Origin of the sequence: Marinobacter changyiensis, from assembly GCF_009193265.1 — a bacterium.
GTDB classification, from domain to species: Bacteria; Pseudomonadota; Gammaproteobacteria; order Pseudomonadales; family Oleiphilaceae; genus Marinobacter; species Marinobacter changyiensis.
In genome coordinates this window covers 88,405-110,871 of the sequence record NZ_VZZZ01000007.1, presented here as the reverse complement: position 1 = coordinate 110,871, position 22,467 = coordinate 88,405, and the positions used below count along the sequence as shown (strand labels likewise).

The following is a 22,467-nucleotide window of genomic DNA, read 5'->3' as shown; positions in this document are numbered from 1 at the left end:
CTATACCCTGGAACGAGTGTTACTTGCACACCCTGCCTGGCTGGTAGGGCTGGGGTTCGCCTGCCGGTCGATGTCGGAAGCGTTTGTATTCCCATTGGTATTGCCCGGGTATTTCGCGCACACAATGCTCGATGGACAGGTTGAGTGCGGTGGTTGCGACTACCGGGTCCGGGTCATTCACGCCGGGCTCACATTCACGGATCACCAGTCGGAAACCCTCACCGTCTTTCAGCCGCTGAGCGAAGGTGACCAGTGCAGTGGCGCCCGATTTCTGCAGTAGCTTGGAGACCAGCGTCATGGTGCGAACCTCAACCCCGAAGAACGGAGCGAAGGCAGCTCCTTTGCCGCGGCTGGGGCTTTGGTCGGGCAGAATGCCGGTTACACCCCCTTCCCGTAGCAGGGACACCAGGCGGACCAGGCCACGACGATCGCCCGTGACCAACTCGGACCCCATGCGGCCCCGCACCCGAATCATGTAGTCCTCGAACTCTTTTACCGGCGGCGGGCTATACAGAGCGGCCATCTTGTATCTCGACGAGTAATACAGTCCGGCCAGCTCCCAGTTGCCCAGGTGTGGCGCCAGAAGAATCAGCCCTTTACCGTCCGTCAGCGCCTGGTCCAGAAGCGATTCGCCTTCAATTTCCCGGATCATTCCGAGGCAGCGCTCCACTGGCCACTCCCAGATCAGCGGGATCTCCATCATGGTTTGCCCGGTGTGGCGAAGGCTGGAACGCGCCAGACTGTGTCGTTGCTGATCGTCCAGTTCGGGCAAACAAAGTTTCAGATTGATTTCAGTGACTGTTTTGGAGCGGCTGGGCAAAATCCATCCCAGGCTGCCCAGAAAACGGCCAAGCCTTTGAGCGCCTCGCAACGACAGTTTACCGGCGAGTTTAAGAGCGAATTCCAGGAAAACAGCTTTGGACAGGGCCATAGAGAGGGCACGATTATCGGTTATCAGGTTGAGCGCGAAGCTACCACCATAAGGGCCATGCGGCAAGACAACAGGGCGGCATCAAAGTTTCTGGGAGTCTTCCCAACTTTTACGTCGGTCACCCAGTTCCCACTCGATCCGAAGGTAAAACCGTTGAATGCGCCGGGCAATGTAGCGTGCTCGCCAGGCTGGCAGAACCGCAAGTGTCTGAGGTATTAATGGTGCACCGAGACCATCAACCAGAAAGAGCGTCAATTCTTCCTGATGATCTGAGACGACCAGATTGTGGGGCAGCAGGTTGCGGGTCAGGATGCCCGTTGTACTGAGCCATTCGCAAAAGTGTTCCACTGCGTCTCGAATTGCGGGGTCGAAACCCTGGCGTTTCAGATAGGATTCGAGGGTCTCTGCGGGCGCACCGCTTGTTGCTGAAATAATAGCGCTGGCATTGGCCGAGCCCAGTGATGTCTCAACGCTGCCGTAAAAGTAGGGTAAATGCGCCCACAGCATGGCATCCTGACCTTCTGAGATCAGTTGTCTGATAGCCTTCTGGCGATGGGCCTTCTGTTCCTGGCGATTATCATCGATCCGGCTTTTGCCCAGTAACTTCTTGGCCCAGACTTGCCGTTGAAAACGGGCCTCGACGTTCTCGGGGCGGAGTATTTTGAGACAGACCGAAGGGTCTTCAGGGTTCTGGTGACAAAGTCGGTTGGATCCAGAGTTGAAGGGGCGACTGCCGGATAAATCTATCACCTTGGTTTGTCTCTCAGTCATGGTGACATTCCCGGTATACGCGAAGAGTTTGCTCAACCATGCCGTAAAAAGTCAGTTCCCGGAGTGCACGCTCGCGAGTTTGCCTTTGGGCCGCAAACAACCCTTCTAAATTCTGGTTGAGCATATTTCCGAAAGCTTTGGGCGAGGATCCATGGAAAATAAAATTTTGATCCAGGAACTCGTTGGCTATAGGTACGTTCGTTGAAATGATCGGCTTCCCCGCAAACAGGGCTTCTGCAAAGACATACGAAAAGCCTTCTCGCAACGAGGAGATAACGATTCCGTCTACGACGTCCATCAACGCTCTCAGATCATCACGATGACCCAGCATTTTGATTTTCCCCTGCTGTTCCGTCCTGCTGATCTGTTGCTCAAGGTTGGCTTTTTCGGGGCCGTCTCCGGCAATGAATAGTGTCCCGTTTACTGATTTGAAAGCCTCTATCAGAAAGTCGAAACCTTTCGCTTTTACAAGTCTGCCGGCAGACAGCCAGATCGGGCCCTCAGCTGCAGGTGGCGGGTCATTCAGAGTGTGCTCGGCGGTTGTCGGACGCAAGCCATTGTAGACTACACGCGTGTTGGGGGCGCCTATGTCGTTGGCCAGAGCTTTGCTGACAGCAATAATCCGGCAAAACGCGTTATAGGAGGGATATCGGGTTTTGAAATTGTGAATGGTGGCTATCTTGACAGATTTCGAAGTGAACCTTGAAATGCTGGATAGAACATCTGCGGCCTTGCTGCCTTGTCCATGAATGATGTCAAACCTACCGGAATTTATTATGCGTACTATCGACAGAAGTAGAATCGGACTGCGGCGAGATTTTTGGGTGTCCAGAACAATTCTGTGAATACCCGGGGAGAGCAAGGTCTGATGCCGCGCAGAGGAGGCAAACGTCACGTCATTACCTTTTTCACTCAGGCCGTTGGCAAGTTCTTGACTGTGTTTTTCCATCCCGCCGATAGCATCGGCGGTGGATAGCATGAGCATGAGTATATTCATGGCATTTTGTCGTCAGTCAGCCGCTGTTTGGCTAATAGCGTTTCATAAACGCCAAGAGTCGTTTCTGTCTGGGCTTCAAGCCGAAAGCGCCACGGAATTTCGATCTCGGGATTGTCGATCTCCATCAGGGTAAGTGCTGTTCGAGCAAAGGTTTGTATGTCGTCCGGCTCGACCAGCCCCTCGGGAAAACAGGCCCGCAAGGTTTCAGCAGCACCGCCGCGATCGAAAGCGACGACCGGGGTGCCGGAGGCCAATGCTTCGGTGACGGTGCGGCCGAAGGGCTCAGGCTTGGTGGACATGTGGCAGACCAGGCTGGCAATCAGGTAAAGGTTGTCCATATCATTACGCTGGCCAAGGAAGCTGACGGTTTCTTCCAGGCCCAGCTCTCTACGACGTTGCGCCAGTTCCGCCATGAAGTGGTCTTTGCCGGGCTCGACACCACCGACCACAATGCCGTGACAATCCGGGTTCTGTTGCCGGATCAGGGCCATCATAGCCAGAAAATTGAGCTGGCCTTTCCAGCGGGAAATGCGCCCGGGCATCATGATCAGGCGTTTGCCCCTGAATTGCGGATTGGCCTGGAGCAGCTGGTCCCGCCAGCCGGGGTCAAGTTCGTGATTGTGAAAACCGTCGACGTCCACGCCGCGCTGTATCACCGTGAGCTGTTCCGGGGCGACCTTGAAGTTATTCAGCACATAGTTGCGAACGCAATCTGATACGGCAATCACGTGGTCCGCTTTTGCCATAATGGCGCTATAGGCATTGACTGAATACATGCCGTGAAACGTGGACACCAGCGCGGGCCGGTCCTCAGGGGGAAGGCCTTTGCGGGCCAGCCAGGTTATCCAGGCTGGCATGCGGGAGCGAACGTGCACAATATCGGGTTTGATATCCCGCAGCAGGTCTCGCATCGGTCGGATCTGGCCAAAGGAGGCGGGAGATTTCCGGTGTACCGGCATTTTGATGTGCCGGGAGCCCTGTTGCACCAGCGGCTCCACCATCGGGCCACCGTTTGAAACCACAAAGGAGTCGTGGCCCTGTTTGACCAGATCTGATGCAAACTCCACGGTGCCACGTTCGACGCCGCCACTGTAAAGCGCTGGTAGAACTTGCAGAATTCTCATCGACGCGTTCCTGCAGGAAACTGTTTTATCAGCCAGCGAGCTGCCCGGTCGGCTTCCCATAGGGGCGCCGAAGATTTTCTGTCGGTATCCATGACAGCGGTATGGTCACTGTATGGGGCTACTCGTCCCCGCTCGATCAGCGCCGTTACGCTGTTGGCCACACGGCTGTTGGCCCGGGCGGTGAGTTCAAATACGCCCGTCGGCAAGCCGGCGGTAACGGCTTCGAAGACCATTGAGCTACTGTCCGGCGTTACCCATACCGCCCGTGAAGCCGCCAGAGTCTGAGGCAGCCAGTCAGCGTGGGTCCGGTCGGAATCCGCCACGGTCACCTTCAGCCCCGCAAGCTCCGCAAGGCGTTGCTGCAAGGCTTCGGGAGTTCGTCGGGACCCGCTGATGGTCCAGCGCCAGTCCGGGTAGGCTTTCAGCAGCTGGACAAGCTGGTTGAAGATCGCATTGTCATCCCAGTTGTAGTGGCGTGACGGCCCCCCAATCAATACCAGAGCTTCCGGCTTGTCGGTCATGCGTGCCATGGGCATCAGAGTATTGATGACGCCTTCGGTAACCAGTGTCGTGCGGGCGGGCTTGGCCCGGTCATGCTCCGGGATAATGGCAGCGTCGACCCAGCTCAGGGGAAAGGCTGGCCTCATCAGCACCACGGTTCGGGCTTTGGGTTTTCGCCGCAAGGCCAGCAACAAGCGGTGGGTGCCGGTACCTGCTCCGATAATGAGATTAGGCGTGGGCAGGGTGTTGTCCAGTGCGGGTGCCACCCCGAGCACCGCTCGCCACAGGGGCGTTTTGATAGTGGTGGTATCGATCCAGTGTATGCTTGCGCCGCACAGAACCCGTAAACGATTACCCAGGCCTTTGAGCTGGTTAGCGTGACCCGGTTTGTTGTCCGTCAGTAGAAAGATGACGGGTGCCGGCTGGGACTCCGCTTTTGTCTCGGTCATGTTGGTGTGGTCCGGTAAAAGTCAGGGTCATTCCGGGACGGGCGGGTTTTAAAGCGCCTGTGCATCCAGAGATACTGGTCCGGGTGGCGTCGGATTTCCTGCTCAATGGTCTGGTTGACCAGAGTTGCATCTGCCAGGTCATCACCGGAGGGGAAATTCTCCAGTGGCGGATGAAAATGCAGATCATAACCGACGGTGTTCTTGTCAGTGTTTTCATGGCGGAAATGGCTGAACGGAATAACCGCACATCCGCTATGGGCGGCAATTCGGGCGGTGGCGGTAATGCTGGCGGCAGGCACATTAAAAAAAGGCGCAAAAACCGTGCCCTTGCGGCCGTAGTCCTGATCTGTCGCATACCAGACGATCCGGTTTGCCTTGAGTTTTCTTAGCAGGCCTCGCAGGTCCTTGTTACCCAGAACTTCGCCATATCGTCGCTGCCGGGCCCGTGTCATGACCGCATTCATCAGCGGATTGTTGTGGTCTCGTTGCATCACATCCGCTTCAATGAACAGGGTGACGAGGCTGCCGCCCAGGTCCAGAGTACTGTAATGCCCCCCCAGCAGAAGTATGCCCTGGCCCTTTGCCAGAGCTGTGTTGATATGCTCCAGACCACTGACAGAGGTGAGATGTTTCAGGGCTTCCGGATCCCGGAACCAGGCCACGCCAATTTCCATCGCACCGATACCGTTGGAATGGAACGATTTGCGCACCAGAGCCAACCTTTCTTCGTCGTTGAGTTCGGGAAAGCACAACTGAATGTTGGTTTCGGTGATATGCCGCCGGCGTTTCAATGTCCTGAAGGCCAGCTCTCCCAGCAAGCTGCCCAGGCGCCACTGAAGCTTCATGGGTAACATCGCCATCAGCCTCATCAAGCCTATACTGACCCAGGTCGGCCACCAACGCGGGTGCCGGTAGTGACGATAATCCATGTCGCGGGTTTTCTTCCTGGGTTTGCTCAAGGGGGTCAATCCCTCCTGTTGACGGCTATTGCTGGTATGAAGTGAAGTGGAATGTCTCGGCAAACCGGTAGTTTAGCAGTGTAAGTACGGGAGGTATAAGGTCGGTCTGTTCTCTGAGCTGAGATGTCTGTCTGGAGGGCAGGGAAGCAAGCGAAACCCTCGGGGTTTCTGTAGAATGTCGCCCGTTCATTCCGTCCGGAGCCACGATGCTGCATTTTCTGTACTCTCTTTTTTTTCGGCTGGCGCTACCGTTTGTGCTTGTTCGGCTCTGGTGGCAGGGGCGCCGGTCTCCGGAAACCTGGCAGCACTGGCAGCAACGCCTGGGTTTTGTGGCCCCTTCTCCTGAGCCCGTCATTTGGGTGCACGCTGTGTCGGTCGGTGAAACCATCGCAGCAGCGCCGCTGGTTAAAGAGTTATTGCGCCGTAACCCGGCAGTGCCGATTCTGATGACCGCCATGACGGCCACCGGGTCCGAGCGCGCCAAAGCGATGTTTGGTGATCAGGTTCGCTATGCGTTTTCGCCCTACGATACGCCGGGCGCTGTTAAACGTTTTGTCGATCGGATTAATCCCCGGGCGCTGGTAATCATGGAAACAGAACTTTGGCCCAACATGATCGCACTGACTCGCAGCCGCAAGGTGCCGATTTTTCTTATCAATGCCCGGCTTTCTTCAAGATCCGCCCGGGGCTATCTGCGAGTGTGGACCCTGGTAAAGCCGTTGCTGGAGAGCATCAGCTGGATAGCTGCCCAGGCAGATGAAGATGCTTGTCGTTTCCTGGAAATCGGCGCCAAACCTGAAACCGTTTCGGTTACCGGCAGCATCAAATTTGATGTGTCGATAACCCCTTCGTTGCGCGCCGACGCTGCCTCTCTCAGGGCGACGCTGGGGGGAGCGTCCCGCCCCATCTGGATAGCAGCCAGCACCCATGTTGGTGAGGATGAACAGATTCTGAATGCCCATCAGAAGCTGCTGGCCAGTCATCCGACGGCCCTGCTGATCATCGTGCCCCGTCACCCGGACCGTTTTGACGAAGTCGAAGGCCTGGTGACATCCCGTGGCCTCAGCCTGGCAAGGCGCTCGGCTGGTGATGTCGGCAGCACCGCTCAGGTTTACCTGGGCGATACCATGGGCGAACTGTTGATGCTTTATGGTGTCTCGGATGTGGCTTTCGTGGGCGGGTCATTGATCGAGCGCGGCGGGCACAACCCGCTGGAGCCGGCTGCCTGGGGCCTACCCGTTTTATCGGGGCCGCATTTCTTCAACTTTGAGACTATCTATGCTCAGCTTAACGTCGGAAACGGGCTGTTTATCACCGACACCCAGGAGCAGCTTGCAGAGCGGGTTGCTTTCCTGTTGACTGACCCTGAAGCGGCCCGGGCTGTAGGGGCCCAGGCGCGTGCGGTGGTGGATGCCAATCGCGGAGCGTTGGAGAAGGTGGTAAACGGCATCACTGCACGGACCTGAGACGAGTAATCAGACTACTTGCCTGTATCAACATTGTGTCAATACAGGCTTGCCTTCAGTTTGCCATCGGGTCTTCGATGGTTTCCTGTTCATTAGCGAGAGCTTCGATGCCCGGTGCAGTCTCACTCAGCCAGATATTCAGGTCAATCAGGTCCTGGGGGCTGAGTGTGCCTGCCGCCTGCTTGAGGCTCAGGGCGTTGATGACATAGTCGTAGCGAGCATTGGCGAAGTCCCGCAGGGCAACGTAGTAGTTACGCTCCGCATCCAGAACCTCAACGATGTTACGGGTACCCACCTCATACCCGGCCCGGGTGGCGTCCAGAGCGCTGCGGCGGGAAATAATGGTTTGCGCCAGTGCAGAGGCGGATTCTATATTCGTGTTGACGGTACGAAACAGGCTGCGGGTGGTAACCCGAACATCACGACGCACGGTCAGCAGGGACTGCTCGGCCACGTCTACCAGTGAACGCTGCTGGCGAACACCTGCCTGGGTGCCACCGCCCGAGTAGAGCGGAATATTGAGGGACAGGCTGATCACACCCTCGGTGGTAGTGCCGTCTGTGGCGCGCTGGCTGCCCGTAACGATAGCGCCAGGGTTGTCAGAGAGGCCGTCGATTTTGGTATCGCCATAGGAGGCGTTCAGATCGAGTGTGGGATAGTGTCCTGCCTTGGCCGATTTTAAGGTGGACTCACTGGCACCCAGCTGGAAAAGCGCGGACTGGATTTGCCAGTTCTGCCCGATAGCGATTTCTTCCCAGGCATCGGGGTTCATGGGCTCCGGCCGCATCAGCGGAAATTCGCGTTCCAGATTATCCAGACTTTCGGTGTATTCGCCGGTCAGACGCGCGAGCTGCTCCCGCGCAATGTCCAGGTCGCTTTCGGCGGCAATGCGCTGACTTTTGCTGTCGTCGTAGCTGGCCCGTGCCTCATATACCTCGGTAATCGCAATCAGGCCGACATCGTAACGCTCGCGGGCCTGCTCATACTGCCGCTGGATGGCTGATTCGGTGGCTCTGGCAGTGGTGAGGGTGTCGCTCGCCCGCAAGACATTAAAATAGGCCTGTGCCACGTCCAGTATCAGTTGTTGCTGGGCCAGGTTGTAATCTGCCCGGGCGGCTTCACTCTGGATCTGACTGGTCTGGAAGTTGAACCAGGCATCCGCCCGGAACAGGGGTTGGGTCAGCTGGACACCATACTGGTAGCTCTTGTAGGAAACGTTCTGGCCTGGCCCGTCACTGTCAATATGGCTGGCGTCACCGAATGCGCCGATCTGCGGCAGCAGTGAACTGCGGCTGACATCGATATTCGCCTGTTGAGCTTCAAAGGTGGCACGGGCCGAGGCAATGCCGGAGTCGTACGAAAGCGCTTTCTCATACGTTTCTACCAGATCCATGGCCAGAACAGGGTGAGCTGACAGGGCAGCAATCACCGCTGAGAGTATGCGTTTATTCATAAAGACTCCTGAAGACATGAAAGCAATCGGCGATTAAAGAGGCGGCAGCTATTATGGACAATAATCATTGCGATCTCTACACTTGCAAAAGGCATCGATTATCGGGATTACAGGGTGAAGGTCGTTCTTCCGCCTCCCTTTTCGACAAATGCCTGTTCAAGCGTCTTGACGGGGTGCTGGCCATTGGCCGGCTGAGATTGCATCGCAGAACCCGCGAACCTGATCCGGTTAGTACCGGCGTAGGGATTTGAGACCAGACCGACGTAACCGCTGGGAAATAACCGCGGCCGTCCGCTCTCCGTCATGCGCGCTCCAACAAAAACCCCTTCAGGGACGCAACCATGACCATACCCACCTATCTGAGTGATGCTGCAACCGTTGATTCGGCTGCCATTCAACCGTTACCCAATTCCCGCAAAATCTACGTGACCGGCAGTCGTCCGGATCTGAGAGTGCCTATGCGGGAAATTACTGTCAGTGATACGCCAACGGAACTGGGCGGGGAAAAAAATACCCCGGTGACCGTCTACGATACATCAGGCCCTTACAGCGATCCGGCAGTGCAGATCGATTTACGCAAGGGGCTGTCGCCACTTCGTGATGGCTGGATTGAGGAGCGGGGTGACACCGAGCGACTGGCGGATTACAGCTCCGAATTTGCCCGCCGCCGCATGAAAGACCCACAGCTCGACCCCCTGCGATTCATGGATGAGCGCAAACCCAGGCGCGCGCTGGCCGGTCAGAATGTAAGCCTGATGCACTACGCCCGCCAGGGCATTGTCACACCGGAAATGGAGTTCATCGCGATACGGGAGAATATGAAATTGCAGGAAGCTCGCGCTGAAGGATTGCTGGACCAGCAGCACCCGGGGCAGTCATTCGGAGCGTCGCTGCCGGCCGAGATAACGCCGGAGTTCGTGCGTAACGAGGTCGCCCGGGGTCGCGCCATTATTCCCGCCAACATCAACCATCCGGAAGCCGAGCCGATGATCATCGGTCGCAACTTCCTGGTAAAGATCAATGGCAACATCGGCAATTCAGCCGTCAGTTCATCGATCGAAGAAGAAGTGGAAAAACTCACCTGGGGTATTCGCTGGGGTTCTGACACGGTGATGGATCTGTCTACAGGCAAGCACATCCACGAAACCCGTGAATGGATCATCCGTAACTCTCCGGTCCCCATCGGTACCGTACCGATCTATCAGGCGCTGGAGAAAGTCGGCGGCGTTGCGGAAGATCTGACCTGGGAAATCTTTCGGGACACCCTGATCGAGCAGGCCGAGCAGGGCGTGGATTACTTCACCATCCACGCGGGTGTGCGCCTGCATCATGTGCCCATGACCGCAAAGCGGGTAACCGGCATTGTGTCTCGGGGCGGCTCCATCATGGCCAAATGGTGTCTGGCCCATCATCAGGAAAGTTTTCTGTACACCCATTTTGAAGACATCTGCGAGATCATGAAAGCCTACGATGTCTCCTTCAGCCTCGGGGACGGCTTGCGTCCCGGTTCCATCGCGGATGCCAACGATGCCGCCCAGTTCGGCGAACTGGAGACCCTCGGAGAACTCACCAAAATCGCCTGGCGACACGATGTGCAGGTGATGATCGAAGGGCCAGGCCACGTGCCGATGCATCTGATCAAGGAAAACATGGACAAGCAACTGGACTGCTGTGACGAAGCGCCGTTCTACACCCTCGGCCCGCTCACAACAGACATTGCGCCAGGCTATGATCACATCACGTCGGGCATCGGCGCTGCGATGATCGGCTGGTTTGGTTGTGCCATGCTTTGCTATGTGACTCCCAAGGAACATCTGGGGCTGCCCAATAAGGACGACGTCAAAACCGGCATCATCACCTACAAGATCGCTGCCCACGCAGCGGATCTCGCCAAGGGCCATCCCGGCGCCCAGATCCGTGACAACGCATTGTCCAAGGCGCGTTTCGAGTTCCGCTGGGAAGACCAGTTCAACCTGGCCCTGGACCCGGACACCGCACGTTCTTTCCACGACGAAACCCTGCCCAAGGATTCCGCCAAAGTGGCCCACTTCTGCTCCATGTGCGGGCCGAAGTTCTGTTCCATGCAGATTTCCCAGGAGGTGCGGGATTACGCGAGGGAGCACGGGCTGGATGAAGTGGTCGCGGTGGACGCGGGCATGAAGGAGAAATCTGAGGAGTTTCTTGCGTCGGGCAGTAAGCTGTACGAAAAAGTTTAGCGGCGGCTTCAACTCGGGCTGGGGGCTGTTTGACGGAGTTCTGACCGACCCTCAGCCCAGCCCGCCTCGCTACTCAATCTCTCGATATAGATGAATACTCGCCTGGACGATAGGGCAGGTGGGTATTCGATGCTGACAAACTGTTATGCATAAACACACTGATGGGTGCCAGTCATGACAATAAAGCTTGTCGTACATTTTCGGCTCCCAACTGACGGGTAGTGCGCCAAACCACGTGCGACCGTATGAGTTGAAGAAATCTCCACTCCTGAGAATCATAGCTCCCGAATCCGTTGAGATTTCTTATCCATCAACGATATCCGGTATGCATAACAGGCAGCTTTCAATCTATACCGCCAACTTTTAAACCATTTACCTTGCTCTTGGGCAGTGATTCCCATGTAAGTCATTCCAAAGACATATCCCTTGCACCATGATTTTTCAAAATATAAAAAGGCTCGGTTTAAATCCTTCTCTACTCCTTTTCCATGTAAAAACATCTTGCCAATAAAGAAGTATGCATACGGATGCTTTTTCTCCTCAGAAAGCTCTCGACTCAAGCAGAAAGCTTTTCGATAATCTGAAAATTCTCCTAACCCATAATAATTAATGCGTATTAATCCAAGATATGCAGCGACTGAACCAACTGTATCCAACGACTTTTCGTACCAATAATTGGCTCTCTCATAGTCTGGCCCACCTTCATCCAAACCGTGCTCATATATGTTGCCTAAGAAAGAATATGATTCTTCCACCCCCTCTTCGGCGAGTACCTCGAGCTCATCAAAGGCAACCAAGAGGTTGCCTTTTTCAAAATTACTGACAGCATTATCTAACGATCGATCTATCATTTAAGCAGTTTTCCGCAGCCATATACGGTTTCCAAATTAAACGAAAACACACGAATCAACGCCTAAAATATTCAATCACGTTACTATTCAAAAATAGGTACGCTCCTAAAATCAAGCCTAGAAATATATTGAATGCGAACTCCAGCCAAAATGCCTCCATCTCCTGTTGCACTGCTGTAAAGAAAAAAGGTGAAAAACAGAGCAGTCCCCAAGAGCCGAGAAAAAACGCTCGTGACAGTTTCTGTCTTTTGATCATAAAAAAAGCAGATATGCAAAGAGGAGACGCTGCTACGACAACAACAAAAAGTTCTACAAACAATGACATATCACTGGACTGACCTGAACCCCATGCCACAGTGTCAGATAAGCGGGAAACTACCGATGCCGAAGCCACAATTGGGGCTGCCAAGCCTAGGGCGACCACCACCTTTAACAACATTGGCATAGCTCTATAATTTGATACCAAAGCCATATTTGTCACCATCCCAAAACTTCAACACCAAAAGAACCGCCCACGGAAAAGCCAGATCCTCCTACAGCATTTAAGCTAGGATTAAGAGATGGTCCCTCAGAGTAGGATGAACCGCTACCGTCGAAATGCCCCCCACCTTGCGCCCCGTAACTAATATCATAAGGACCTACACTTGCTCCAATCCCTGCGTAGGTTCCAACGCTCGTCCCTGATGGTCCCGGGACAATACATTGCGAAACATCTGCGTACGGCGATGGGCGCAGAGAACGTGCAGTAGGTCCGTCGTCCAACACGTTCACGGTAGCCCCGCCACCAACGCCTATCCCAATACGGCCACCGCCAAACCATTCGCTTGTACTTCTGTTTCGTCCAATTGTTACTCCTCCACCAACGCCCGCATAAAGATCGAAACTAAACGACCATAAGCCAGATGGATCAAGAAAATTCACAGGATTGCTATGAGCGTATAGGTAAATATTGGTTCCGTCCGTTAAGCCCATCGGGTCACCCTGCGCATACCGCCCACTCTCCGGATCATAGGTCCGGTTCCAGTTATAATATAGCCCCGTCTCACGATCATGATACTGCCCTGGGAAGCGCAGATTGAACGCAACTTCCCGGCCGTCGCCGTCGGGGTCGGTGTTCTCCACGGTGTTGCCGTAGGGGCTCAACACGGTGTTCCACCCCACGTTTCCGCTATTGTCGGTTAGTGCCTTAGGCGTGTCGAGGTAGTCGCTGTGAACGCTGTAGTCCCTACCGCCTTCACTATACCCCACCGGTGCAAAGCTGCCTTCCGTATAACGGTAGCGCTTCTTCAGTGTGCTGGCACCGCTGTCGTATTCCGCCACAAGGCGGCTGCCGAACCAAAGATATTGGGTATCTTCGGCAATATTTCCTGTGACTGTCTTTCCGGTCCGACGGTTGAAAGCATCGTACTGGTAATTGGCGTTCCAGGCCGGGGTGGCCGCTCCCTCCAGGTAGAACTCGGCACTCGTTAAACGGTTAAGGGCGTCGTAGCCGTATTCGGTAACGTCACCGGTTTCCAGGTCCGTCTGGCGAGTGCGGTTGCCGTTAGCGTCGTGGTCGTAATCTGTGGTCTGGCTGTAGAGCAGCTTGTTGAAGTCGTCATACTGCTGCCCGCCTTCGAGGCGGTTGCCATTCGCGTCGTACTGGTAGTTATAGTTATCCACCCCGTGGTTTGCCGAGGCCAAGCGGTCGGCAGCGTCATAGCCGTACTGCCAGTCGGCCCCTTCGCCCTGGCGTTGGCTCAGGCGGCCATTGCTGTCGTAGCCGTAGCTGAATTGAGTGCCCAGGCTGTCGCCAAATTGCTGGTTGCTGGTTTGACCAGCAGCATTGTAGGCCGTGCTGGCACTGCCACCCGGGTAGTTCATGCCGGTCATGTGGCCTGAGTTGTCGTAGGTGAAGCTGTAGCTACCCGCCGGGGTGTCCAGGGCAGTGATCTGGCCCCGCTCATTGCGGGTCAGGTCCTGGGCCTCTCCTGCTACGCTCCAGCGCGTGGTCTCGCCTTCGGCATTGCGGTCTATAGCAATACTGCGGCCGTTGTGGGTCTCGGAGGCCAGGCGGCTGGCGGCGTCGTAAGTGTACTGGCTCTGCCAGCCGTTGCTTGTCTGATTGACGTTGGTCAGCAAATTCCGGGTGTTATACGCAAATTCGTAAATCTCTCCCGGGAAACTCATTGTTTCCAGGCGCTGCTTGACGTCATATCCATAGTTGATGACGGAGCCATCCGGATTGCTCTTGCTTGCTATCCGGTTAGCGACTGTATAGGCGTACGTCAGGATCTGACCATCGGGCCGCAGTTCCTGCACCTGGCGACCGTACTGGTCGTACTGGAAGCTGATGGAGGCACCCGCCCAGTCGGTGACGGTCAGCAGGCGGCCAGCAGGGCCGTAACTGAAGCGGCTGGTGTTATTCAGGCCGTTGGTGGCGGAGACCACCCGGCCCAAAGCATCGTAGTCCCAGGTTTGAGTTTCGCCACCGGGTTGGGTGGTCCGTGTGGGGCGGCCCAAATTATCATAATCGTATTGAACCGTGCGTTGTTCGGGGTCGGTAATGCTGGTAACCAGACCGGTTGCGTTGTAGGTGAAGGCGGTGCTTTGGCCAAGAGCGTCGGTGAGTCGTATCAGGTCACCCTGCGGGCTCCACTCCATGGTGATTGTTTCATTCAGGGGGTCTGTTACCGTCAACAGGTTACCCTGGCCATCATAGGCCATTGCTACCGTCCGGCCACTGGGGCTGGTGATGGTCACCGGCCAGGGCTTGTCGCCGGCGTAAGTGTATTCGGTGGTTGCACCCAGTGGGTTGGTTTCGCTCAGCAGGCGGCCCTGGCCGTCGTAGTCATACTGCCACTGGTTGCCAGCGGGACCGACGATCAGGGTGCGGTTGCCGTTATCGTCGTAAGTGTATTCGGTGGTATCGCTGCCACCATGGCCGTTAGCCACGGCCATGCGCGTGATCACCTGTTTGTCGTTGTAGGTGATGGTCCGGCGCATGCCAGCCTGGCCGGTCTTGACGACCTGTTCCTGAGAAGCGTTATGGCTGTACGTGTAGTGATTTTCGCCTTCGGTGTAACTGGCAACCCGGGAGCCGTTGTAGTCGACATCAACTACGACAACGCCACTGGCGTCGGTGATGCGGACGAGCTGGTTGTAGGACTGGCCATCTGCGTCATTGGTGTAGCGTTGGTAGTCGAACTGACGCTCTCCGCCTTCCGGGTTGGTTACGCGAATCAGGTTGCCGTCGGTATCATAGTCGTAACGCCATTGGCGGGCGCTATGATCCGTTATCGTCGCTACTCGGCCTGCAATACTGTAACCGAAGTCCAGATAACGGCTTTGGTCATCGCCAATCCGGGTGAGTTGATCCGAGTCGTTATATTCATAGCTGATGCCATTGCCATTGCGGTCAACCCGGCTAGTGATATGACCAGTCTTGTCGAACACCCGGTAGCTGCCGTCGAGTGCGGTTAATCGAATGGTTCCGTCTGCCTGGGGTTCAAGCTGGTCGTAGCGTCCCTCCGGTGTCTCCACGGCGCCATCGCCGGTCGCCGGGTAGGTATGCCGCTTGCCGTTGGGCAGCAACACTACATATTCGGTCTTCAGTTCGTCGGTCTCGTTGTCGACCGTGGTGGTCTTGAGCACGGAGATTTCGCAGTTGGCGGACCAGCCGTTACCAAACAGACCATCCCTTGGATCATGGGAATTGTAGGCGCGCCGGAGGCCCAGCCCGGGGCGGCCCGGCAGTCTCACATCCGTTTCGCCCCAGATAAAGTGGCCCGTCGGAACGTAAACGGGCGAAGCGGTGGCGTTACACTCGTCACAGATTCCCTCACAGGGCCCCGTGGGCTCATTGTTCTGCACCGGCCTTGTGACGTCGTGGCTCTGGTCCCATGGAAAGTGATAAGCCAGGGCGGAGTTGGTGGTCAGCAACGCGAAGATAAAGCCCAGCAGCGCGCTGAGCATCTTGGGTGAAATTAGGCGTCTGGTAAGCATCCCTGCTACTCCTTGATGGCTCGGATCTGGGTGGAAAGGCTGGTTCTGCGTTGTTCGAGCGCGTCATATTCTCGCGCTGCAGAGGGGTTTTCCTGTAGCCACTGATTGATTTCTGATTCGTGTTGCGCGCCGTATTTCAGGAACTCGGTTTGAGTCACGCCGTACTCTTGAAAAATCAGGCCCACTTCGCTCTGAACCAACTGGCCAACCCGAAGCTGGTCCTCGTCGTCGTAAGGGCTTTTCTGCAACCGGACAAGGCGCTGGTAGATGCCCTCAACGGTCACCGCCTGGGCGCTTAGATCGATTGTGACATAGCTCTCTGGCGTCAGAGGAGGGGCGGCGATTATACGGCCACTCATGAAAGCTGTAAGAAGTGCCAGGCAAATGGTTCTTTTAAAGGTAACCAGGTTCATGTTCCTTCCTCCCCTAGTAATAAACTTGTTGCAAGCCGAACACCGTCATCGAACGGTGGTTCTGGCCATCGATGGCGGTGACGCCGATTCGGTAAGTGCCTGGTGCGACGTAGTCGCCATTCGATCCTCGACCATCCCAGGAAATGCTGTTTTCACCTTCCTCGAATGTCGGGTAGGTTTGTTTAAACACCTGGGTGCCGGTTTCGGTGTTATCGATAGTAACTTCAATATCGGCCTGGCCTTCCAACGTGAAATCCAGCTTTGCTTCCCGATTGCTTTCCTCGCGGGCACGACTGCTGGGCACCAGTATTTTGGGGGACACACTCACTGAGGTGACATGGGCGCCGCTACGGACAAAGACAGCGTTGTCGGGTAAGTACCAGCCCCAGACTCCGAAGAGGAAGCTTTCGTTGGATGGCAGCTCAATCAGCGCACCGCTATCGTCTTCACCATTCCAGGTGATTTCATGGGTGCCTTTGCCAAGGACTTCACGCTGCATAAACGTGACAAGCCGGGTATTAACGTTGAAAAGACCCATAAACGCTGTTACTTGCGAAGCACGCGGCAACGTAAAGGTGATTTTCAGCGGCTCGCCCGCCAATGGCTTGAAAGTGGAAGGGATTCTGCTCCGGGAGGGATTGTATTGACGGCCACCCGTGCCTGCCCCGGCATCTAGCCGGCGAACTTCGTCATCAATTTCATAGAGGAGTATTGCGCGGTACTCTCCCTCCTTGACTGGCATGCCTTCGTCGTCCATGCCATCCCAGGTATCGGTGTACTCGCCAAGTGCTCGCTCCGTCCAGGGCACCAGTGTGCGGGCCAGGGCGCCACCGGGTGTTTCCAGCACAACGCTCACAGGAACATCGCCTCCTAATTCGGTGTTGATACTGACGGTGTCACTCAGGGTTGCGTCAATCGTGCCAACGGACACTGTCAGGTCGAAATCGGCGGTGACTTCAATCCTCACGACGTCCTCTGCTGTCTGGCCGTCTTCAGATGTCACACGAACTCGCGGGAAATAAGTGCCCGGTCGCGGGTACGTGTGCGTAACATCAGCAGAGGTGGTCGACTGCAGGTCGTAGGATCCATCACCGTCCAGATCCCATTCCCACGTTGTCATCTCGAGGTCATCCGGGTCAGAGGCAGATGCATTTAAACTCACCACCAGCGGAGCCTTGCCGGATTGCGGGGTGGCCGACGCTGTTACTGTTGGAGAACCTGCCTCGAGTGCGCGAACCTCCAGGGTGGGGAAGCTTGCTGTTGCGGTTTCGCCCAGGGCATCCGTTACCAGTATCCGGGGCTGGAAGTTACCCTCGTCTTCATAAATATGCGCAGTTGTAACCGTAATACGGGTGCCGCTGGTATTCTCGGTTATGTCGTAGGTGTCATCACCGTGAAGATCAAAGGCAACGGATTCAATTCCATCACTATCTTCGGCTGTCACGCGAAACTGGACGGCCAACGGCAGTTCACCGGTTGAGGGGCTCGCCTCTGCGGAAGTGATCCTTGGTGGCGAGTTGGTAACGGTCACCTTTACAACACCATCTACTATTTCCCCGCGGCTGTCCGTAACTCGCAGTGTCGCCTCGTACTCGCCTGGTTCGCTGTAGGTATGTTGTTGGTTTCTTCCTACCGTTTCAGAGCGCTCGAAACTTCCGTTTCCATCCATATCCCACTGGTACCGCTCAATGGCGGTGTTGGTTGTTACATCCGGAATAAAGGTGACAGAGAGTGGGGCAGGGCCTTTATCAGGAGTCGCACGCGGGTTGGCAGCGAGCTGCTCATCCTCAACGCCAGTGTAGTAGACCATGGTGTCAGTTTCGGCCGTCAATTCGGCCACTGCTTTGCCTATGACGGTAACTTCGGCCTCATAACTGCCCATTTCAGCCGTCGTCGTGGAGCTACACTGCTGTTCCTCCTCCGGGTCAAGTTGATCAATCACGCAGATAGTTTCAGCAACGTTACCGTCCTCAGTTACCTGACTGACCTCTACGTCACTCAACGCCAACGGCCCGGTGTTGGTCACACGAAATGACCGTTCATATTCGTCACCCTCTGTAAGTTCGGGGCCGGGAGCAGAGGATGCTACTTCTCCATTAATGAACGCCTCGGCTTCAACCGACGGGTAATCTGGGATGCCATAATAGTGTTGAACGTCGGTCGCTGAGACCCGGGTCCACCAAAATACGCCGCGGGCGGCCACGTAGGTTGTCAGGGTGTGAGGCCCCTCTTCAGCGGCAAGACCGAGACTGCACTCTCGTCTTTCGCCCGGAAACATAAGAATGTAGACGCACGCTGGCACATAACCGGAGGCCTGCACGTCAAAAACAGTCACCCACATGAGTTTTGTTTCACCATTATTCTCTACAAATATCCGGCGATGGATCGGAGCTCCCACAAGGGCTACGTGGCCCGGTTCTTCATGGGCTGATTCGCCGTTGATCAACGATTGCACTTCCACACTGGCATGCCCCCAGGAGTTCGCCTTTGCAAAAGCAGCAGGGGCTATTGCCCAAAATGCCAGTAATAACACCAATGCTGTGAACCCGGTGGATTTCCGGGATGTCGTTCCCTGACGGTGCATGTTCATCACGCTCTCCCTGCCCAATTACCTGTCACCAAGTGTTGTAAACTCAAACGTTCGAACGCCTACCGCGCCATTAAAGCTGGAGACGTTGACCGTTAATGTGTGCTTCCCAGGCTTCAAACCCGTGGGGTTCCACCGCCATTTCAGCGGAACGTACCCCTGTTCTTCTTCAGCTACGAACTCGCCATTAATAAAAAACGCCACTTCGTACTGACTCTGGTCCATGGCCCATTGGTCTGTGCTGTCGAGATCAACCGTTATGGTGAATGGCCCGTCAACCGATACGCTCTGATCATTCACTGTTTCGTTATTGACCCTGAGCAACAGTTCCGGCTCGCGTTCAGCAATGCGGGGCAAGAAGAAATGTCGAGACAATCGCTCGCCATTTCTTTGGAGCACCACAGACTCGGGATCCGGCATTTCATCTCGCCAGCCGTGAGCGGCCCTCCATTTTGAATAATCTTCATCACTACCAAGGGTGATGATGCTTTGGGCTGGCAACCGGAACCCGGTCAATAAAACACCCAGGTCGGGTTCTTCCATCAAATTAACGATGCCGTCCTTGTCATATCCGTCCCAGCGAACAATATTCTTTCCGGGCGCTCGCGGTTCCCAGTTGGCAAGGGTGCGCATTAAGGGCCCACCCTGAATACCGGTTCGTATGAGAATGCGTGAGGGTTCTTCCAGCCTGAATGAGATCACTCCTTTGCTGGAGAAATCAGGCTTTATGCTTTCTATTACCTCTCCGCCGCTGTATTCAGCGGGATTGCTCACAGTCCCATCCATGATCAAAACCGGGATATAGGCTTCGTCCGGCACGACCGTGTTGTTGGCATCCCGACCGTCCCACTTCACAATGATCCGTTCACCCACGGCGATGTCCGGCACTGTCGTCTCAAGCCGTTTTACTTCGTCGCCATCGGCAGTTGTGATAACAACAACAAGCGCACCAGACGCTTCCGGGATTATGGGAATCTCGAATTGCTCGCCATTGGACGGGTTGAACGCAGGTCTGTCGTACTCTTCGATCGTGACGGCAGAAGCGAGTGGGGGGTAAATCGCAAGACAGAAAATGATAAAACGGACTACCATGGTGAAACCTTCAGTTCGCGTAAATCAGTGATTGTTTCCGGAATCGGCATTTCGATGGCACCGTTAGCGCCGTTTTTACACATTAGCCGCGAGTGGCCAGCCTCTCTCCGAACAAAAAACACTGTGCCCTCGCCAGATACAGCGGGATAGAGGTCGATGCCAGGGCCGTTAGTCAGGCGGACTGTCTGGTTCTCTGATAGGTCGTGAGCCCATATTGCGTAGTTGCCATCGCTGTTGGAACTGAAGTAAATGCGATTGGCTACATCCGAATACACAGCCTGTTTGGATATGTTGTTTAACAGGGTGACTTGTCGGGATGTGCCGCTGGCCAGATCTCTGGACCACACTTCCTGGATAATCCGCCCGCAGGATTCCACACAGGTAACGTTCGAAAAGAAGAGTGTAGTCTGTGTTGCAAACGGCTCGAACTGAGCCGACCGTTGTGTCGATACAGGTGCAAAAACCTGGCGTTCCAGCTCAAGTTGAATAATATCGGTGTCTTTACTGTTGCCATCCTTCATCTCAACGAGATAGGCAGTTTCACCATCCGGACTTATTGCAGGCTGCGTAAAAGAGGCGTGACCTTCAGGCTTGGAAATTTCACGATCACGACCGTCTTTCGAGAGGTAGATACCATCATTGATCCCGATATAAAGAAAGGTCGCAGTGTCGGGGTTGTAGGCAAAGGATCTCGGTTCAACCGCTACATCAATTGCTCTGAGGTTTTCCTCGCTCTCAGCAATATACAGCCGCCACCGATCACCTTCATATCCCATAAACGCCAGGTCTTCGGGATATGAATCACAGGTAGCCGCACTGACATTAGAGTGAAGTAAAATCCCTAGGATCAGCGTCAAATATTTGTACTTCTTCATAATCAACTTCCGAGCCCGAAATCATCCAGTGGCAAACAGCGGCTTTCGTCCTGCTGAAACAATCCTTGTAACGAGCGCCACGACAATCGTGGCGATCAGAAGATAATAGATATAGGAGAAAAGTCCGTACCCGGTTTCCGTGCCAATCAGGAAACCGTGTAACACACCGAAAATGACAGCGAGGTATGCAAGCCTGTGTGCAAGGCGCCAGGCTGTGCCAAGCTTCCGTCTGAATACTGCCGCCGCAAATGTTACGACGAGGCATATGAACGCGAACCAGCCAGCGCTCAAGCTGAGCTTGAAGTAATTATCAAACACCGGGTAAAGCAGCTCAAAAGGGAAGGTCTGATTCCGTAAATAGACCGCCGATACAAAAAACATGTAATGAAGAAGCGCGGTAAGCATGAGCACGACTCCCATATACCTGTGCCCTCGAAGCCGCTCGGAGGAAATGGTCGGGTGATTCAGAATAGCTGCCAGGACCTGCCACCAGATTGCGGCGACGGCCAACAGACCGAACAACTTCGAGAGCAGATAGAATCCCTGACCGGGCGGCTCACTCCACCGCCAGCTATCGAGTGGAGAAACACTGTTTACCCAAGTTGCCACCGAAGCAGAAATGATAACCAGCGCCAAAACTTCCCAGAATAGATTTGAGCGGAGCATCCGTTGAACCATTATTGAACATCCTTATTCAGGCACTTCACGGGATCTTGTGCGCATGAATCGAGTCGGGCCAGTGCAGAGGCGCCAGGCTCATTCTCTATGGCTATGGGGAGGCCCAGGGCCCGCCAGGCGACATACCCATGCGGATCCATAATGGCTGAATTTTCAACACCGTGGTGCATCAGCTTCCTCGCTACCTCGTACCCGCGAAAATCTTTCAGGCAATAGCTAACGACGAGATCCGCACCCTTTAGCGCTGCCACAGACTCGTCGTTGATATCGCGAAGCTTGATATTGATGGCGCCGGGAATATGACTTTCATCAAACTCCTGCGTTTCCCGAGTATCTACGAAAATAACCTTTCGGCCTGATGCGATAGGCGACAAGATTTCGGCCACCGGCACAGTCTCTACGTGGTTTTTCTCTTTTAACGCAATGTCACCTGCCCCGCCTGCAGCCGCCCATTCGCAATCGGCTGAGATAGCTGCCAGAGCCCCATCCAGAGCCCGGGACATTTGGGTTGAGTCATCCTTTTGCTTGACTGATTGGTAAAGCGTGTCAAAGAACTGGCCATAACAGATAGCTGGAACGTATTGACGGTCAAAGCGAGCCTGAAGGGTCCGATAAGCCTGCTCAACTATTCTTGGTGCTTCATCTTCTTCGAATGACCAGGTTGCGCTCTCCATACCGTGAATAATTTCCCCCATTCGGATCAGGGCGGTATCAGGTTCCTCAATATGGCCAAGGAGCTTTTCAAATCCGGAAGACTGCTTGTCGCGAGAATAGGCACTATCAGGGGTGGCGAAAGGGGTCTCGACGTCAAGACGAGAACCGGCAGGTCGGATGACGATGTCTGCGTCGGGATCGATATGGGTGCGTATTAACCATACGGACGCCCAGGAGTCAGGCTCGAGGCTTTGCCAGGTGCCGTAGGCTTTCCTGCCAAATGAGTCGCTTATGGATGCATACGAAAAAGTTGCAACGAGGAGGGCAAACAAGGCCAGTCCATGCCAGAATTTCATGCTTAATCCCTTAAATTCAATATGAACGCAGCCTTCATGGACTTATAACGCTCATTTTATTAACGCATTTTAATTATGTTCGTAACTTAGCAGGAGTAACGGTTTTGCTC

18 protein-coding genes and 1 riboswitch are annotated in these 22,467 nt (G+C 55.0%); of the genes, 2 read left to right on the top strand and 16 right to left on the bottom strand.

Features of this window, described 5'->3' with window-relative positions:
- Positions 1-19 precede the first annotated feature (19 nt).
- The 6 genes from F6Y09_RS18355 to lpxL form a co-directional block, all read right to left on the bottom strand.
- Complete coding sequence (locus F6Y09_RS18355) at positions 20-931, bottom strand: lysophospholipid acyltransferase family protein (protein WP_152208410.1); 912 nt, start codon at positions 929-931, stop codon at positions 20-22.
- 81 nt (positions 932-1,012) lie between these two features.
- Positions 1,013-1,702, bottom strand: coding sequence for a YrbL family protein (locus tag F6Y09_RS18350; protein ID WP_246180598.1), 690 nt, complete (start codon positions 1,700-1,702; stop codon positions 1,013-1,015).
- Positions 1,695-2,699, bottom strand: coding sequence for a glycosyltransferase (locus F6Y09_RS18345; RefSeq protein ID WP_152208409.1), 1,005 nt, complete (start codon positions 2,697-2,699; stop codon positions 1,695-1,697). The genes F6Y09_RS18350 and F6Y09_RS18345 overlap by 8 nt, the downstream gene beginning before the upstream one ends.
- Entirely contained in the window at positions 2,696-3,823 is a 1,128-nt protein-coding gene (locus tag F6Y09_RS18340) for a glycosyltransferase family 4 protein (protein ID WP_152208408.1), read from the bottom strand. Before F6Y09_RS18340 ends, F6Y09_RS18345 begins: the two co-directional genes overlap by 4 nt.
- Positions 3,820-4,773 (bottom strand): mitochondrial fission ELM1 family protein, encoded by a 954-nt coding sequence (locus tag F6Y09_RS18335; RefSeq protein ID WP_152208407.1) that lies wholly within the window; start codon positions 4,771-4,773, stop codon positions 3,820-3,822. The genes F6Y09_RS18340 and F6Y09_RS18335 overlap by 4 nt, the downstream gene beginning before the upstream one ends.
- Positions 4,770-5,732, bottom strand: a complete 963-nt coding sequence (lpxL, locus tag F6Y09_RS18330) for an LpxL/LpxP family Kdo(2)-lipid IV(A) lauroyl/palmitoleoyl acyltransferase (RefSeq protein WP_246180597.1) — start codon at positions 5,730-5,732, stop codon at positions 4,770-4,772. Before lpxL ends, F6Y09_RS18335 begins: the two co-directional genes overlap by 4 nt.
- Before the next feature lie 206 nt (positions 5,733-5,938).
- Here lpxL and waaA point away from each other — a divergent pair, with 206 nt between their 5' ends.
- Complete coding sequence (waaA, locus tag F6Y09_RS18325) at positions 5,939-7,198, top strand: lipid IV(A) 3-deoxy-D-manno-octulosonic acid transferase (RefSeq protein WP_152208406.1); 1,260 nt, start codon at positions 5,939-5,941, stop codon at positions 7,196-7,198.
- Between the two features lie 55 nt (positions 7,199-7,253).
- On the opposite strand, the gene F6Y09_RS18320 is transcribed toward waaA, so the two are convergent.
- Positions 7,254-8,651 carry a TolC family outer membrane protein gene (locus F6Y09_RS18320; protein WP_152208405.1) on the bottom strand — a complete coding sequence of 466 codons (1,398 nt, stop codon included), beginning with the start codon at positions 8,649-8,651 and terminating at the stop codon, positions 7,254-7,256.
- A 159-nt stretch (positions 8,652-8,810) separates the two neighbouring features.
- A riboswitch (TPP riboswitch) is annotated at positions 8,811-8,915 on the top strand.
- 77 nt (positions 8,916-8,992) lie between these two features.
- Here F6Y09_RS18320 and thiC point away from each other — a divergent pair.
- Positions 8,993-10,867 carry a phosphomethylpyrimidine synthase ThiC gene (gene thiC / locus F6Y09_RS18315; RefSeq protein ID WP_152208404.1) on the top strand — a complete coding sequence of 625 codons (1,875 nt, stop codon included), beginning with the start codon at positions 8,993-8,995 and terminating at the stop codon, positions 10,865-10,867.
- A gap of 275 nt (positions 10,868-11,142) precedes the next feature.
- On the opposite strand, the gene F6Y09_RS18310 is transcribed toward thiC, so the two are convergent.
- The 9 genes from F6Y09_RS18310 to F6Y09_RS18270 are packed head-to-tail and all read right to left on the bottom strand — an operon-like array spanning position 11,143 to position 22,357.
- Positions 11,143-11,718, bottom strand: coding sequence for a tetratricopeptide repeat protein (locus F6Y09_RS18310; protein ID WP_152208403.1), 576 nt, complete (start codon positions 11,716-11,718; stop codon positions 11,143-11,145).
- A gap of 55 nt (positions 11,719-11,773) precedes the next feature.
- Positions 11,774-12,190 (bottom strand): hypothetical protein, encoded by a 417-nt coding sequence (locus F6Y09_RS18305; RefSeq protein ID WP_152208402.1) that lies wholly within the window; start codon positions 12,188-12,190, stop codon positions 11,774-11,776.
- A gap of 5 nt (positions 12,191-12,195) precedes the next feature.
- Complete coding sequence (locus F6Y09_RS18300; RefSeq protein WP_152208401.1) at positions 12,196-15,702, bottom strand: RHS repeat-associated core domain-containing protein; 3,507 nt, start codon at positions 15,700-15,702, stop codon at positions 12,196-12,198.
- 5 nt (positions 15,703-15,707) lie between these two features.
- Complete coding sequence (locus tag F6Y09_RS18295; protein WP_152208400.1) at positions 15,708-16,115, bottom strand: hypothetical protein; 408 nt, start codon at positions 16,113-16,115, stop codon at positions 15,708-15,710.
- Positions 16,116-16,128: 13 nt separating this feature from the next.
- Positions 16,129-18,705: a PKD domain-containing protein gene (locus F6Y09_RS18290; protein ID WP_152208399.1), complete on the bottom strand. Its 2,577-nt coding sequence runs from the start codon at positions 18,703-18,705 to the stop codon at positions 16,129-16,131.
- A gap of 18 nt (positions 18,706-18,723) precedes the next feature.
- Positions 18,724-19,794: a hypothetical protein gene (locus F6Y09_RS18285; RefSeq protein WP_152208398.1), complete on the bottom strand. Its 1,071-nt coding sequence runs from the start codon at positions 19,792-19,794 to the stop codon at positions 18,724-18,726.
- On the bottom strand, positions 19,788-20,669 hold the full coding sequence (locus tag F6Y09_RS18280; protein ID WP_152208397.1) for a TolB family protein: 882 nt from the start codon (positions 20,667-20,669) through the stop codon (positions 19,788-19,790). The genes F6Y09_RS18285 and F6Y09_RS18280 overlap by 7 nt, the downstream gene beginning before the upstream one ends.
- A 21-nt stretch (positions 20,670-20,690) precedes the next feature.
- Positions 20,691-21,347 carry a ferric reductase-like transmembrane domain-containing protein gene (locus F6Y09_RS18275; RefSeq protein WP_152208396.1) on the bottom strand — a complete coding sequence of 219 codons (657 nt, stop codon included), beginning with the start codon at positions 21,345-21,347 and terminating at the stop codon, positions 20,691-20,693.
- On the bottom strand, positions 21,347-22,357 hold the full coding sequence (locus F6Y09_RS18270) for a chromate resistance protein ChrB domain-containing protein (protein WP_152208395.1): 1,011 nt from the start codon (positions 22,355-22,357) through the stop codon (positions 21,347-21,349). Before F6Y09_RS18270 ends, F6Y09_RS18275 begins: the two co-directional genes overlap by 1 nt.
- Between the last annotated feature and the right edge of the window lie 110 nt (positions 22,358-22,467).